Source organism: Cysteiniphilum litorale (assembly GCF_003428165.1).
GTDB classification, from domain to species: domain Bacteria; phylum Pseudomonadota; class Gammaproteobacteria; order Francisellales; family Francisellaceae; genus Caedibacter; species Caedibacter litoralis.
Genome location: NZ_QLIQ01000011.1, coordinates 14,734 through 28,588 on the forward strand (window position 1 = coordinate 14,734; position 13,855 = coordinate 28,588).

The following is a 13,855-nucleotide window of genomic DNA, read 5'->3' on the forward strand; positions in this document are numbered from 1 at the left end:
GCAAATCTTGATTGGCGTTTTTTGATACTTTAAAAGGAATTATTTTTTGGCAAGGTGAAGGGCGTCTGCTCTTGGCAGAAGCACAAACATTTTGCCCAAATTCTTCATGTGTCCGGCGTAATACTCAGCCTCGTTGCCACTACCCCAAAATACATCGCCACGAATCGCACCACGAATAGCTCCTCCGGTGTCCTGAGCAATCATTAGACGATCGAGTTTATGTGTTTTATTGTGACTACCCTGATAGGTTGTGCTGAGCCAAACAGGTGTACCGTATTGGTAGAACTTACTATCAACAGCAATGGAATAACCTGGGGTTAATGGTACACCTTGGGCACCAATGGGATTACCATGACTAAGCACGCGGAAGAAAACAAACGAAGGATCATAGTTTAATATTTTATCAGCATCTTTGGGGTGATCATATAACCACTTCTTGATCGATTGCATCGTAATATCCTCACGAGGCATAAGCTTGTTTTCAAGTAAATAGCGACCAATCGGGCGATAAGGCTGACCATTTTGGCTATCATAACCAACAAGAATGCTATCACCATTAGTCAGTTCAATTCGACCGGATCCTTGAATTTGCAAAAAGGTGCGCTCAACGCGCGAGCTCACCCAAGCAATGACGTCTTTGCGTGTGAAAAAGTTATTTTTGGCAATTTCTTCACGCGTGTAATAGGGCGTGAATTTACCATTAACCATACGTCCGTATTGTGTGCCTGAAGCTGTTTTTTTCTGGATTAAATCAGCAGGGGTTTTATAAATAGGAACAGGAAATTCAGCGGTACGATATAAACTGCCTGCGATAGCTGGTGCATAGTAACCAGTAAAAAGACCTTGTGATTCATCATTATAACGTACCTGAAATGGCGAGAAGTTTTGCTCAATCATCTCACGCGCACGTCGATCGGTATGCGCTGATACAGCTAATATATTCTGGCAGCTACTTTGCCATGCTTTGTTGTAATTATTATTTTTGACTATGGCTTTGCATGAAATCTGTAGCGCTTGATAGGCTTGCATTTGATCGCCACAATCCCAGTCGGGTAAGGCTTGATAAGCAACTGGTTCAAAGCTAATACTTGTATTTGCCGATAAACACAAAGGCAATAATGAGGTCAATGTGCTTAAGCAAAGCAAGTATTTTTTCTGCATAGAAATTATTTAAATTTAGTATTTATATTTTAAGATGTTGCCATTGTCGCGATCTGTTGCCAGATGTCAAGTGTGTTTTTTATGATCACGTTGATTTATTTTTGCTTTTGTTTTTTACGCTTACTTTCCATCTTAAAGGCAATGTATGCCCCCACAACAACGCAGGTTGAAATGATGGCAATCATTAATGTGGCTAATGCGTTAATTTCAGGTGTTGGTCCATTTTTAACCGTTGAATAAATATACATTGGCAAGGTAGGGTCGCTGCTGCCGGCGACAAATTCAGTAATAACCAAATCATCAATCGATAACGTAAATGCTAATAAAAATGAGGCAATCAATGAGGGAATGATCTGTGGCAGGGTAATCTGAAAGAAAATTTTAGCAGGCTTGGCACCTAAGTCCATTGCTGCTTCCTCAATAGAGCGATCAGCACTGGCAATACGCGCTTGCATGACAATCGTCACATAGGCAGTACAAAAGGTAATGTGTGCGATGATAATTGTCATCATACCGCGCCCATGTGGCCAACCGATGAGGTTCTGTAAAGAGGTAAACATCAACAACAGTGAGACCCCAAGCACAATATCTGGAAGCACCAGAGGTGTGATGACCATGCCATAAAGGAAGTTTTTACTTCTGAAGTAGTTAAAGCGCGTCATGATATAGGCCACCATGGTGCCAAGTACTGTCGCACACAATGAGGCAATAAGGGCAACTTGTAAGCTGATTAAAGCAGCACTAATAATATCCCCATCTTGAAAGAGTTCTTTATACCAATCTAAGGTAAACCCACCCCATAAGTTAATGATTTGTGAATTACTAAATGAAAAAAGGATAAGAATCACTAAGGGGATGTATAGAAATATCAAGCCTAGAATGAGCATTACTTTACTGTATGAAAAAAAAGAGGAAATACGCATTATAGACTCCCAGAAGCTTTTGCCTGACGTTGTTGGATTTTTTGCATCCAAATCACAGGGATCACCAAAATAATCAATAAGATAACAGACATCGCTGCCGACATTCCCCAGTTATTGGCAGTAAAGAATTGCTCCCAGATAACACTACCGATCATAACACTATTTAATCCACCCATGATTTGCGGCACTACCACCTCGCCAACCGCAGGGATAAATACCAGTAGGCTTCCAGCGATAAGCCCAGGCATTGACAGTGGCAAAGTCACTTTAAAAAATGTCTTGACTGGTGTAGCGCCTAAATCAGCTGCAGCATCATTTAAAATAGGATCCAATTTAATTAATGTGGCATACAGGGGCAATACCAAGAAGGGTAGATAGCAATAAACCATCCCTAAATACATTGAGAAGTTATTGTATAGTAGTGCCATGCTTGGTAAGCCTAATTTCATCAAAAAGACATTGAGTTGATGATTGCCAAGAAGTGTCACCCATGCGTAAGTTCGCAATAAAAATGATGTCCAGTAAGGGATGATAATCATGATCAGAAAAATCAGCTGAACATTTTTGCGTTTGATGCGCGATAGTGCTAACGCCATTGGATAGCCGATGAGAATACACAGAATTGTCGTAAAAAAGGCGACACTAACTGAGTCAAACAGGGCAATAAACACCAAATTAGAGCTTAGCGTTTGCATATAGTTACTTAGATGTAAAATAATATGTAAGGTATGGTCAGTGTATTGCAAAATGGCAGTGAAAGGTGGGGTGCCATTGTCAGGTAATGTGAAGCTTATCGTTAAAACAAACAAAAAAGGTATGAGCAAAAACACCATAAACCATAACATGGGCACCAAAATAACAAAGCGATTTTGCCACTTATGCACAAAATGAGGATCAAGGTTATGAAGCCATTTCATGAGTACAGCACCATAATGTTTTCAGGCTCCCATGTCAGATAAACCGTATCTTCCCATGTTGGGTGATCGGCATTACGCTCAACGTTAAAGTCTGTTGCTGTGATACGTTTGCCGCTTGCACTTTCAACGTGATAAGTTGATAAACCACCCATATAGGCGATATCTTTAACTTTACCAACGATCGTATTGACTGGTTGACTTGGGTTATAATCTTCAGGTGGCGTTTTCGAGATAGATATTTTCTCAGGTCTAAGTCCAACCCAGATTTGTTGAGCTTCAACACCATCAATGCGGCGATCGAGTTTAAATGAGCACTTAGTTTCATCGGAATCAATGACACTTGAGTCATCATTGATCTCACTAATGGCACCCTCAAAAATCGCACTTTTACCAATAAAATTAGCAACAAAGCGCGTTTTAGGGAACTCATAAACCTCTTGTGGAGGACTTACTTGCTCAAGCCAGCCCTCGGACATAATACCAATACGTGACGCCATCGTCATTGCTTCTTCTTGATCATGCGTGACCATGATAAAGGTACTACCGGTCTGCTCTTGGATGTCTACTAGTTCAAACTTCATTTGATCACGTAAGTTCTTATCAAGGGCTGATAATGGCTCATCTAGCAAAATAAGCTTAGGTCGCTTTGCCAAGCAACGTGCTAATGCGGCGCGTTGACGTTGACCGCCAGATAATTGATGTGGTTTACGTTTGGCTAAATGCTCCATCTTAATAATCTTAAGTGCTGATGCCGTGCGCTTAATAATCTCATCTTTTGGCAGTTTATCTTGTTTTAAACCGAACATGATATTTTGCTCAATCGTCATATGTGGAAACAGTGCATAAGATTGAAACATCATATTAATCGGGCGATTATATGGTGGGATATTGGTCATATCCACGCCATCAATGAGTATCTTGCCATCAGTTGGCTGTTCAAACCCTGCTAAAAGTCTAAGTAAAGTACTCTTACCACTTCCTGAGCTGCCAAGCAGGGCGAAAAACTCTTTTGGATAAATATCTAAAGAAATGCCATCAACGGCGGTATGACCATCATCAAAGCGTTTGACTAAATTACGAATGCTAATGAGTGGTTTCTTATTATTAGTTGTTCTCTCCATTGGGCATAAATCCCCCATCTGTTAGTCGCGTTAAAAAATCAGGCTATAGGATAAAGGGGTTTTTATAAAATGGAAAGCAAAAATATTATCTAGTGCCTGAACGGAAATAGCGATATTTTACATTTTCAGCGCAACAGATAGGCTGATATTTGACCTTCAGCATTGTTGTTTATCGAGCGCTTTGTATCTCATGCCAATATTCACGTTGATTTTAGCGGCTATTTTCTTATCCGAAATTCCAAGTATTCTTTCTGTCATTGGCGGGATTATTGCCGCTATTGGCTCGATTGTGATTAGCAATTTTGGTGTAGCTGTTACGCGAAAAGATCAGTGAAGTGGTTACAAAACCTTGAGTTTAAGGAATCAATTTGAAACAATGCACGACATGAAAATTTTTAAATACGATGACAGATAGCATGAGTCAGCAAAAAATGAGCATCAAAGGACGTATTGTCCATATGTTATCGTTTGAATTCATCGCCTTGTTGATTGTGATTCCATTATCGTATTTTGTGCTTAAGAAAAACGCAGTCGCACTGGGCGCTTTGGCTGTTATTCTTGCTATTGCGGCAATGCTCTGGAACTTTATTTATAACTGGCTATTTGACGTGATTGAAAACAAATGTGGTGGTATGCGCTTTAAACGGAAATTTTGGTTAAGGGTCGTGCATGCTTGTTTATTTGAGTTATCGTTATGTCTGGTTAGTGTGCCTTTTGTGATTATGTTGTTACATTTACCTTTTATTGCGGCATTCACGGTGAACTTAGGTTTTGTGTTTTTTTATTTGTGCTATGCGCTTGTTTTTAATTATATTTATGATCATATTTATATGAGGGTTGTGAATGCGCAATTGCGTAGACAAAAAAGAAATGTATAAAGAATAATTAGTTGGAGTTAGCATTTTAGAAAAAACTATGATTTTAAAACACCCCGTCAGCCTACGGCTGCCACCCCTCTTGTAAAGAGGGGAATTAGGCAAGGATGATTTTATATTCCCCTATTTGCAAGAGGGGTGCCGAGCTTGCGAGGCGGGGTGTTGAAGTAGAAAAAGTGTAGATGCCAATAATTAATAAAGTTTAAAAAGATGTAAAAGAAATAAGAAAAAGGATTTAATAATGGTTAATGCTCAAATTTGCTTTTTAGGTGGCGGTAATATGGCAAGAAGTATTATCGCGGGGTTGGTTAGTGATGGTGTTTCTGGTCAATCAATTACGGTGGTTGATCGCAACCAAGAAAAATTGGATATGCTTAATCAGTTGTTTCGTGTTAAGACAACACAACGTGTTGAGGATGCAGTGAAAAATGCCGATATTATTATGCTATGCGTTAAACCACAGTCATTAAAGGAGTTGATGTTTACGGTTAAAACGGCATTACATAAGCAGAATAAACCGTTGTTTATCTCGATTGCAGCGGGTATTACCTTGGCACAAATTGCGCATTGGCTTGTCGGTGACTATGCGATTGTGCGCGCTATGCCAAATACGCCAAGTCTTATTGGTTGCGGAGCGAGCGCGCTCTTTGCTAATGAATATGTCTCGCGTCAGCAAAAAGAAATGGCTGAGCAAATTATGCGTAAGGTTGGTGTTATTACATGGGTTGATCATGAGAGTTTAATCGATGTCACAACCGCGATTTCAGGCTCAGGACCTGCGTATTTTTTCTTGATGATGGAGCACATGATTGATGTGGCAGTATCACTAGGATTAAGTGAAAAACAAGCGGCATTGCTCGTGACGCAAACCGCCTTTGGTGCAAGCAAAATGGCACTAGAGAGCACCCAAACTTTGTCACACTTGCGTCAAAATGTCACCTCAAAAGGAGGAGTGACTGCTGCAGCATTAAAAGCCTTTTCAGAAACAGGTTTTAAAGAGAGTATTGCAAAAGCGATCAAAGATAATCTCTCACGCTCACAAGAATTGGCAAGCCAGTTTGGTAATGCGTTAACACATGATGAACAAAAGGATAAAGTATGATTAATGCCGTTAATAATGTTGGACTTTTCTTAATAGAGATTATCTTTAGCTTATTTGCTTATGCGGTACTGCTTAGGTTTTTTTTACAATGGGTAAAGGCTGATTTTTATAACCCGTTTTGTCAGTTGATTATGCGTGTCACTAACCCCTTGTTAAAACCATTGCGTCGCATTATTCCTGGCTTTTTTGGTTTGGATTTTGCAGCCCTTGTTTTGTCGTACGTTGTGCTATTGTTGCAAATTATTTTAATACAAATGCTAAGCTCAAAAAGCTTTTATATCCCATGGGGCATTATTTGGTTTGTTGCAGTGATAAAGCTTATTCTAACGGTGATCTGGATGTATATTATCTTGATCTTTATTCGCTCGATTGCTAGCTGGTTCGCGCAAGGCTCATATAATCCAGCTTTAATGGCATTGCATCAGTTGACCGAACCATTGCTTAGAAAAGCACGCAGAGTTATCCCGCCAACACAAAGTGGCATGGATTTCTCACCAATGCTAGTGTTGCTTGTGCTTATTTGCTTACAGATATTTATATCATCTATTTTTGGGATGTAGCGGGCTTTTGCTTTATAAACGCAGAAAAATTTAAAGCTTGGGGTGATGATACCCATTGTAAATCATTTTGCGGTGTTTAGTTGCAAAGCAGTTTGCAGGGGTTTTGCAAAGTTGGATTGCAGGTAATAGCTAGGACTATTGCTAAAATTCAACTGTGTAAAAGCGCGTGAAATGCAACGCAAGAAATTCTATAAAATGGTTTGTGATGGGTATGAATTTCATTTGATACAGGCATAGTATTCGCATAGACTTAACGCGGGTTTTATGTTGGAGAGGGTAGTGAAGTGTCAGATTCATCGATGGTGGCGATTCGTCGGATAGTACCACTTATTGTTGCGGTGGTGATTTTTATGGAATTTCTAGATCTCACTATTATTAATACCGCTATTCCTAGCATTGCCAGGGATTTTGGTATAAGCCCGATTTTGCTTAAATTTGCGGTAGCAAGTTATTATATCAGTCTTGCCATCTTTATTCCGATTAGTGGTTGGTGTACGGATCGCTTTGGCACAAAGAGAGTATTTTTATTTGCGGTCATAGTTTTCACTTTGTCATCACTTGCTTGCGGGGTATCAAACTCGGTGGTAATGTTAACGCTTTGTCGCTTTTTACAAGGTGTCGGTGGCGCCTTTATGACGCCTGTGGCACGGATTATTATCTTGCGATTATTCTCACGCAAAGAGCTGATCAAGGTGCAAGGGGTTATCTTCACGCCTGCGATGCTCGGTTATGTATTGGGTCCTTTTGTCGGTGGGATAATATGCGATAGTCTAAGTTGGCACTGGATCTTCTTTATTAATCTGCCAATTGGTTGTTTGGCGTTGATCGCGGGATTTATTTATATTCAGCAGCATGTTGCTAAGACGCTAAAGCGCTTTGATATTGTTGGGTTTTTGATTGCTGGTTTTGCTTTGGTAATTGTCACCTTCGGGGTCGAGATGATTGGGCATTATGATATTGTCAGTAAGGGTGTTGTTTATACAAGTATTGTGATCGGCATCGTGTTATTGCTGATACTGGTGGTGCATTGTTTGAAGAAGGTTAATCCAGTACTTGATTTGATTGTTTTTAAAGTCAAAACATTCAAAACAGCTGTGTCAATGAACGCCATATCATTTGCATTAACAGCAGGTGTTTCACTATTGCTGCCTTTGATGTATCAAGAAGGTTTTGGTTTTGATGCGGCAACCTCGGGACTTCTGACTTTACCGATTGCAGTGGGTTATTTGACCTTTAGAGGGTTTGCCAATCGTATTATTTCGCGCTTTGGCTTTAAAGCTGTTTTGCAGGTAAATCTGATTTTGGCAATGATCTGGCTTGTGGGTATTGCGCAGATTGAGCAGCATAGCTCGGTTATTTATATTGTGATTGTTGAGTTTTTGTATGGCTCGAGTACGATTTTGATCGGTTCAGCCATTGGCGCATTAACCTATATGGATCTCAATGCGGATCAAGCAGCTAATGCAACGTCAATTGATCTCACAATTCGTCAATTTGCGGCATCGATGGGTGTGGCATTAACAGCGATTGTTTTAAGCAGTATGTTAAGTGTGTTTAATTTATCACTTTTTAGTCCAAGTGCTGAGGTATATCACTACAGCTTTTATGCGATGCTGGTACTTTGGTTAGGTGCGTTAATCATAAGTCTTAGCCTAACTAAAGCCGATGGCATGGCGGAGCTGACAATAGCGAAGTGATTCAGATGCGCGTAACAGCGCGTTTGAGCTTATCCATAGCCAGTTCTTCAATTTGGCGAATGCGCTCGGCGGATACATCATGCTTTGCTGCTAAATCATGAAGGGTGAGTTTATCTTCAGCAAACCAGCGGGATAAGATGATGTCTTTACTGCGTGCATCAAGCTTGTCAATGGCTTCTTGTAATTTACCTTGAACTTTTTCCTCATAGTCATCTTCAACAGCTGTCTGCTCGGGGTTTCTTGATTGATCTTCAAGATATAAAGCCGGATGAAAACTTGACTCATCATCTGATTCTTCAACCGGTGCATCAAATGCCATATCATAGGCATTCATGCGTTTCTCCATTTCAAGGACGGTTTCAGGCTTAACACCTAGCTCTTTAGCGACACTTTGGATTTCTTCATCACTAAACCAACCCAAGCGTTCTTTGCTACTTCTCAAATTAAAAAACAGTTTGCGTTGCGCCTTGGTCGTCGCGATTTTAACAATACGCCAGTTTTTCAAAATATAGTCATGCATTTCGGCTTTAACCCAATGCACAGCAAAGGAAACAAGACGCACACCGACATCAGGATCAAAGCGTCGTACTGCTTTCATTAAGCCGATATTACCTTCCTGAATCAAATCAGTAATTGGTAAACCATAACCCGAAAATCCACGTGCGACTTTAACGACAAAGCGCAAGTGTGAAAGAATCAGCTTTTGTGCCGCATCAATATCATTTTGTTGGCGTAAGCGATGCGCTAGTTCTTTTTCTTCTTCTTCGGAAAGCATCGGGATACTGCTGGCAAAGCGGATGTAGCTATCTAAGCCATCCGTATCAGAAAGTGCTGGTATTGGTAAGGTGTTTTTTTTAGGAACGAGTTCTTTACCCATATGCTGCTCGTGTTGTTCATAATGCTGCAAAGTATAGCATATATATACCCATCACAAACCATTAAACACCGCAAAGCGATTGATAATGGGTATATAGCATTGCTGAAGATGTTTTAAGCGTGAAAATGTTTAACTTTAGAAACAAAAAAACCGCTTAACGCGGTTTTAATGATGGCGTCCCCAAGGGGATTCGAACCCCTGTTACCGCCGTGAAAGGGCGGTGTCCTAGGCCTCTAGACGATGGGGACACAAACTTGTGTCATATCAGTTTACTGGTGGAGCTAAGCGGGATCGAACCGCTGACCTCTTGCATGCCATGCAAGCGCTCTCCCAGCTGAGCTATAGCCCCGAAACTGAAGCTGCATTCTAGGGAGGTTTTAAAAGGCTGTCAAGCGCTAGATTTAAATATTCTTAAAATTTGAGTTTTTTGTCGGCTGCTGTGTGAAAGTCTTCTATACTAGGTGCATAAACATGGATAGCGAGTATAAAAATGTCTCTTAAAAAAATAAACAGGAATGCTAAAACACAAGGTTTCTCATTGATAGAATTATTAATCGTCGTGGCAGTGATTGCCGTGTTAGCGGCAATCGCCATTCCGATGTATAGCAATTACGTGCTAAAGGCGCATCGAGCCGATGCAGTAAGCTCAATCAATCTAATTGCAATGAATGAAGAAGCATGGGCGTTAAGCTCAGGCACTTACACAGCAACGCTTACTAATGTGTGGTCAGGAACGACCTCAACAAGAGGTTTTTATGATATGAGCTTAACAGGTGTTACAAGCAGTGGTTATACAGTTATTGCAACACCAACTGGATCACAAACAGCAGATAGTGGTGATTGTCCTAATTTAACGCTAGTCGCCAATGGTGGCGCAATTACACGCACTCCAATTGCCTGCTGGGAGTGATGAGTTAAATTGGGATAAGAATATTCTTGTCAATATATGACTGACAGAGTGCTCTGCCATTTTGCAATAAGTCCTCACTTACAGGTAGCGATAAATTGCGCGCGGCAGTCGTAATTGCTTGATCAATACTTTGGGGGTCTATCATCAATAGCTCTAATAAATGCGCACTTAACAGATTTACTTCCATAAACAATACTTTAAAGCTGCTGTTGCGATAAACTACAAGAAAAGTTGGATTCAGTGGTGGTTTTTCGGGAGTGAAGTCTTTAGATATCCGGTGTACTGGATAGCGATAGACAAGTACGCGGGTGCTGTTATTCGTCATGTACTGAGCATGAGAGTCTGGGTTACGTTCACTCTCAACGGATAGCTCAATATCTAGTTCAACCCACTCGTAATGCATAAGCTCATGCAAAAAAGACCAAGGTAATTCCTCTAGGGTGTTGATATATTCAACAAACTGCTTAGGTAGGTCATAAAAATAAGGGCTTTTACTTTCGTAGTGGGCAAGAAATCCTAGGGTTAATATGCGCCATTGCTCCTTTGATAAAATGCTAACACTGACAGGAAATGCACGCTTTAAAGTGTTATTGATGTTGTTGTAAATAAGATTTTGATAAATCTCCATTTGTTCATGATTGATATTAGGAATATCTTTAGCTGCATTTTGCTGGCGTAAGTTACAGGTAAAATCTGTCAGTATCTTATAGCTCATACGGACTCCTTTGAATAAACCTGTTGCTGAATTTGGGCAATGGTTTCAAGCTCTGTTTTTAAACTTGCCAAAGGTGGTAGGTTAAAATCCCGTTCAAGCAAGGTTGGAAAGAAGCCATGTGTTTGGTAGCAGTAACAAAGAAGCTGCCACACCGGATCGATCACATCTTCACCATGGGTGTCGATAATGAGTTGTGGGGATTTCTGCCAATGACCGGCAACGTGAATATAGTGGATTTCGTCACTGGGTAGTTGCTTGATAAATTGCTGTGGGTCATAACTGTGATTCACGCTGTTGACATAAACATTATTCACATCTAACAGTAGTCGGCAACCGGATTCAGAAACAACTGCTTGAATAAAATCAATTTCACTGAGTATTTGCCCTGGGGCTGCATAATAGGAAGCGTTTTCTAGAATCAATGGGCATTCTAGAATATCTTGGACTTGCTCGATACGTGTAGTGACGTGCTTAACCATCTCTTCACTAAAAGGTAAGGGTAACAAGTCATATAAGTAGCCTTGCTGATCTGAGCAATAGCTTAAGTGTTCACTGTATATCGTAATCTGATGCTCACGCATAAAGGCTTTAATGCGTTTGATAAAATCAATATTTAAAGGTTCTGTCCCACCAATCGATAAGCTTAATCCATGCAGTACGATGGGGAATTGTTCACGATATTTTTTAAGTAAGTGCGCGCGACGACCACCTATGCCAATCCAGTTCTCAGGGGCTACTTCAATAAAATCAACCCCATGAGGGTTTTGCAATAGCGCGTCAAAAAACTCCTGACGCAGTCCAAGTCCTATGGCTTGGTGATCTAGCATGCGTTTGTCCTTGTTATTGTTTATTGGTCGCCATTATCATTGTCGCCGCTATCATCGTCACTGCCACAGCTGCCAGCGCCGCATTTCATATCACTGCTTTTATCAGATGAAGCACCACATGAACTTGCGCCACATTTACCATCTTGTGATTTATCCGTAGCGTGGTCACTGCCGCAGCTGCCAGCACCACATTTCATGTCACTCGATTTATCATTATTTGTACTGTTTGCATCAGTCACTTGGCTGCTTTGTCCATTTTGACCATTGGCATAACCGTTATTCATATCATTGCTTTGAAAGTTACTATCAGCAAAGGCGTGTGTTGACATGCCAAATGCTAAAGCTGAAGCGATGATTAATGATTTTGTAGCTTTCATAGAGTTGTTCTCCTTGTTGTGGGTTTAAAATCCTTCTTAGTGCGTCTTATAACGACATCCAAGTTTTGTTAAACATTGGAGTTACGAACTTTTTCTATTTCAACACCCCGCCTCGCAAGCTCAGCACCCCTCTTGCAGAGGGGAATTAAAATCACCGTCGCCCAATTCCCCTCTGCAAGAGGGGTGGCAGCCGCAGGCTGACGGGGTGTTTATAAAATCATAGTTTTTCTAAAGTGCGTAACTTCGGTTAAACATTAGCATATCGAAAATAATTAAAAATGCACGAGGTGGATTGCAAATAAAATTTTTCTTTTGGCATTGCTCTGGTCTGTGATCGGTATATACCCATCGTAAATCATTTTGCGGTGTTTAGTTGCAAAGCAATTCGCGAGGGTTTTGACAAGTTGGGTTGCAGGTAATAGCTGCCCTTAACAGAGTCTTTGGGCGCTCATTTGCTAAAACAATGAAACTTTTCATTGTTTCTTAACGCATTCGCTATTACCAAAATTCAACTTGGTAATGGTGTGGGAAGTGCAAAGCAAGAAATTCTGTAAAATGGTTTGTGATGGGTATAAACTATGTGCCAGTAATGACGCTAATGTTTATAAATATATTCTGGTTATGAAACAAATATATCTTGATTATGCCTCAACAACACCGGTTGCTGATGAGGTGGTGGCACAGATGCTCAAATATCTAAGTATTGACAATGCCTTTGGTAATCCAGCATCAAATACCCATGATTATGGTTGGCAGGCAAAAGAAGCCGTCGATAATGCCCGATTACAAGTTGCTCATCTTATTAATGCTGAAGCGCGTGAAATTGTTTTTACCTCAGGTGCGACAGAGTCGGATAATTTGGCGATAAAAGGTGTGGCAGATGCATATGGATCTCGTAGTAAGCATATTGTTACTTCAATGATTGAGCACAAAGCGGTGATTGATACTTGTGCATACCTTGAAACAAAAGGTTATCAGGTAACTTATCTTAAGCCTGATGCTAAAGGTCAAATCTCATTAGCGCAAATCAAAAATGCATTAACCAAAGAGACGATTTTAGTTTCAATCATGGCAGTTAATAACGAATTAGGCACGATGTATCCTTTGGCAGAAATTGGCAGCTTATGCCGTGAGCGTAAGATCTTATTTCATGTTGATGCCGCGCAAGGTGTTGGCAAAATCAACATTGATGTAAAAGCAATGCACATTGATCTTTTGTCAATATCAGCACATAAGATCTATGGACCAAAAGGCATTGGTGCGTTATATGTCAGAAGAAAGCCTAAAGTAAAACTCACACCATCGATTCATGGCGGAGGGCATGAGCAAGGATTTCGTTCAGGTACGTTGGCAACACATCAAATCGTAGGGTTAGGTAGCGCCTGTGAGTTAATGTCTTCAAAGCAAAATGAATTAAATAAGCATGTATATGAATTGCGCGATCAATTTTTACAGGGGATAAATATATTGCCTGAGTTAATCATTAATACCCCGCTAGATAATAGTTATGCCGGAATTGTTAATATTACCTTTAAAGGCGTTGATGGCGAGTCATTAGTGGCAATGCTTTATCAACTGGCAGTGTCGATGGGTTCGGCATGTAATTCAGCCAGTGTTGAGCCATCATTTGTATTAAGTGCCATTGGTTTAACGCAACAACAGGCGCATGCCAGTTTACGTTTTTCATTTGGTCGTTATACGACTACAGAAGATATCGATATTGCCATTGCGGCAATCGTTGATGTGGTCACTAAATTGCGTGCTTTATCGCCACTATGGCAAGGTCAATAGTA

At 40.5% G+C, this 13,855-nt stretch carries 15 protein-coding genes and 2 tRNA genes; 7 read left to right on the plus strand and 10 right to left on the minus strand.

Annotated features, from left to right (window positions below; genetic code table 11):
- Nucleotides 1-39: 39 nt before the first annotated feature.
- From mltA to DNJ75_RS06295, 4 genes are all read right to left on the minus strand, one after another.
- Nucleotides 40-1,161, minus strand: coding sequence for a murein transglycosylase A (gene mltA / locus DNJ75_RS06280; protein ID WP_117002343.1), 1,122 nt, complete (start codon nucleotides 1,159-1,161; stop codon nucleotides 40-42).
- Between the two features lie 95 nt (nucleotides 1,162-1,256).
- The gene (locus DNJ75_RS06285; protein WP_117002345.1) at nucleotides 1,257-2,084 is read right to left on the minus strand and encodes an ABC transporter permease; all 828 of its coding nucleotides are present in this window, start codon (nucleotides 2,082-2,084) and stop codon (nucleotides 1,257-1,259) included.
- Nucleotides 2,084-3,001: an ABC transporter permease gene (locus tag DNJ75_RS06290; protein ID WP_117002348.1), complete on the minus strand. Its 918-nt coding sequence runs from the start codon at nucleotides 2,999-3,001 to the stop codon at nucleotides 2,084-2,086. Before DNJ75_RS06290 ends, DNJ75_RS06285 begins: the two co-directional genes overlap by 1 nt.
- The gene (locus DNJ75_RS06295; RefSeq protein WP_117002350.1) at nucleotides 2,998-4,122 is read right to left on the minus strand and encodes an ABC transporter ATP-binding protein; all 1,125 of its coding nucleotides are present in this window, start codon (nucleotides 4,120-4,122) and stop codon (nucleotides 2,998-3,000) included. The genes DNJ75_RS06290 and DNJ75_RS06295 overlap by 4 nt, the downstream gene beginning before the upstream one ends.
- Before the next feature lie 190 nt (nucleotides 4,123-4,312).
- On the opposite strand from DNJ75_RS06295, the gene DNJ75_RS15330 reads away from it, so the two are divergent.
- From DNJ75_RS15330 to DNJ75_RS06315, 5 genes are all read left to right on the plus strand, one after another.
- A complete protein-coding gene (locus DNJ75_RS15330) occupies nucleotides 4,313-4,456 on the plus strand; it encodes a hypothetical protein (protein ID WP_157968235.1) in 144 nt (47 codons plus the stop codon).
- A gap of 82 nt (nucleotides 4,457-4,538) precedes the next feature.
- Complete coding sequence (locus tag DNJ75_RS06300; protein WP_157968236.1) at nucleotides 4,539-5,000, plus strand: PACE efflux transporter; 462 nt, start codon at nucleotides 4,539-4,541, stop codon at nucleotides 4,998-5,000.
- A gap of 238 nt (nucleotides 5,001-5,238) precedes the next feature.
- Entirely contained in the window at nucleotides 5,239-6,099 is an 861-nt protein-coding gene (proC, locus tag DNJ75_RS06305) for a pyrroline-5-carboxylate reductase (RefSeq protein ID WP_117002356.1), read from the plus strand.
- Nucleotides 6,096-6,659 carry a YggT family protein gene (locus tag DNJ75_RS06310; protein WP_117002359.1) on the plus strand — a complete coding sequence of 188 codons (564 nt, stop codon included), beginning with the start codon at nucleotides 6,096-6,098 and terminating at the stop codon, nucleotides 6,657-6,659. Before proC ends, DNJ75_RS06310 begins: the two co-directional genes overlap by 4 nt.
- A gap of 284 nt (nucleotides 6,660-6,943) precedes the next feature.
- A complete protein-coding gene (locus tag DNJ75_RS06315; RefSeq protein WP_150469031.1) occupies nucleotides 6,944-8,356 on the plus strand; it encodes a DHA2 family efflux MFS transporter permease subunit in 1,413 nt (470 codons plus the stop codon).
- Nucleotide 8,357: 1 nt separating this feature from the next.
- On the opposite strand, the gene rpoH is transcribed toward DNJ75_RS06315, so the two are convergent.
- From rpoH to DNJ75_RS06330, 3 genes are all read right to left on the minus strand, one after another.
- On the minus strand, nucleotides 8,358-9,233 hold the full coding sequence (rpoH, locus tag DNJ75_RS06320) for an RNA polymerase sigma factor RpoH (protein WP_117002365.1): 876 nt from the start codon (nucleotides 9,231-9,233) through the stop codon (nucleotides 8,358-8,360).
- A gap of 172 nt (nucleotides 9,234-9,405) precedes the next feature.
- Nucleotides 9,406-9,481: transfer RNA gene (locus DNJ75_RS06325), tRNA-Glu, on the minus strand.
- 25 nt (nucleotides 9,482-9,506) lie between these two features.
- Nucleotides 9,507-9,582 (minus strand) — tRNA-Ala (locus DNJ75_RS06330).
- 141 nt (nucleotides 9,583-9,723) lie between these two features.
- On the opposite strand from DNJ75_RS06330, the gene DNJ75_RS15720 reads away from it, so the two are divergent.
- Entirely contained in the window at nucleotides 9,724-10,143 is a 420-nt protein-coding gene (locus tag DNJ75_RS15720; protein ID WP_117002459.1) for a type IV pilin protein, read from the plus strand.
- 4 nt (nucleotides 10,144-10,147) lie between these two features.
- On the opposite strand, the gene DNJ75_RS06340 is transcribed toward DNJ75_RS15720, so the two are convergent.
- The 3 genes from DNJ75_RS06340 to DNJ75_RS06350 are packed head-to-tail and all read right to left on the minus strand — an operon-like array spanning nucleotide 10,148 to nucleotide 12,062.
- On the minus strand, nucleotides 10,148-10,858 hold the full coding sequence (locus DNJ75_RS06340; protein ID WP_117002368.1) for an HvfC family RiPP maturation protein: 711 nt from the start codon (nucleotides 10,856-10,858) through the stop codon (nucleotides 10,148-10,150).
- The gene (locus tag DNJ75_RS06345; RefSeq protein ID WP_117002371.1) at nucleotides 10,855-11,685 is read right to left on the minus strand and encodes an HvfB family MNIO-type RiPP peptide maturase; all 831 of its coding nucleotides are present in this window, start codon (nucleotides 11,683-11,685) and stop codon (nucleotides 10,855-10,857) included. The genes DNJ75_RS06340 and DNJ75_RS06345 overlap by 4 nt, the downstream gene beginning before the upstream one ends.
- Before the next feature lie 20 nt (nucleotides 11,686-11,705).
- Nucleotides 11,706-12,062, minus strand: a complete 357-nt coding sequence (locus DNJ75_RS06350) for an HvfA family oxazolone/thioamide-modified RiPP metallophore (RefSeq protein ID WP_117002373.1) — start codon at nucleotides 12,060-12,062, stop codon at nucleotides 11,706-11,708.
- A gap of 621 nt (nucleotides 12,063-12,683) precedes the next feature.
- Between DNJ75_RS06350 and DNJ75_RS06355 the strand changes: the two genes are divergently transcribed.
- Complete coding sequence (locus tag DNJ75_RS06355; protein ID WP_117002461.1) at nucleotides 12,684-13,853, plus strand: IscS subfamily cysteine desulfurase; 1,170 nt, start codon at nucleotides 12,684-12,686, stop codon at nucleotides 13,851-13,853.
- The last annotated feature ends 2 nt before the right edge of the window (nucleotides 13,854-13,855 follow it).

What these genes read in the sequence shown, in the direction of transcription:
- mltA (WP_117002343.1), bottom strand. Translation starts at nt 1,161, where the DNA reads ATGCAGAAAAAATACTTGCTTTGCTTAAGCACATTGACCTCATTATTG.
- DNJ75_RS06285 (WP_117002345.1), bottom strand. Translation starts at nt 2,084, where the DNA reads ATGCGTATTTCCTCTTTTTTTTCATACAGTAAAGTAATGCTCATTCTA.
- DNJ75_RS06290 (WP_117002348.1), bottom strand. Translation starts at nt 3,001, where the DNA reads ATGAAATGGCTTCATAACCTTGATCCTCATTTTGTGCATAAGTGGCAA.
- DNJ75_RS06295 (WP_117002350.1), bottom strand. Translation starts at nt 4,122, where the DNA reads ATGGAGAGAACAACTAATAATAAGAAACCACTCATTAGCATTCGTAAT.
- DNJ75_RS15330 (WP_157968235.1), top strand. Translation starts at nt 4,313, where the DNA reads ATGCCAATATTCACGTTGATTTTAGCGGCTATTTTCTTATCCGAAATT.
- DNJ75_RS06300 (WP_157968236.1), top strand. Translation starts at nt 4,539, where the DNA reads ATGAGTCAGCAAAAAATGAGCATCAAAGGACGTATTGTCCATATGTTA.
- proC (WP_117002356.1), top strand. Translation starts at nt 5,239, where the DNA reads ATGGTTAATGCTCAAATTTGCTTTTTAGGTGGCGGTAATATGGCAAGA.
- DNJ75_RS06310 (WP_117002359.1), top strand. Translation starts at nt 6,096, where the DNA reads ATGATTAATGCCGTTAATAATGTTGGACTTTTCTTAATAGAGATTATC.
- rpoH (WP_117002365.1), bottom strand. Translation starts at nt 9,233, where the DNA reads ATGGGTAAAGAACTCGTTCCTAAAAAAAACACCTTACCAATACCAGCA.
- DNJ75_RS15720 (WP_117002459.1), top strand. Translation starts at nt 9,724, where the DNA reads ATGTCTCTTAAAAAAATAAACAGGAATGCTAAAACACAAGGTTTCTCA.
- DNJ75_RS06340 (WP_117002368.1), bottom strand. Translation starts at nt 10,858, where the DNA reads ATGAGCTATAAGATACTGACAGATTTTACCTGTAACTTACGCCAGCAA.
- DNJ75_RS06345 (WP_117002371.1), bottom strand. Translation starts at nt 11,685, where the DNA reads ATGCTAGATCACCAAGCCATAGGACTTGGACTGCGTCAGGAGTTTTTT.
- DNJ75_RS06350 (WP_117002373.1), bottom strand. Translation starts at nt 12,062, where the DNA reads ATGAAAGCTACAAAATCATTAATCATCGCTTCAGCTTTAGCATTTGGC.
- DNJ75_RS06355 (WP_117002461.1), top strand. Translation starts at nt 12,684, where the DNA reads ATGAAACAAATATATCTTGATTATGCCTCAACAACACCGGTTGCTGAT.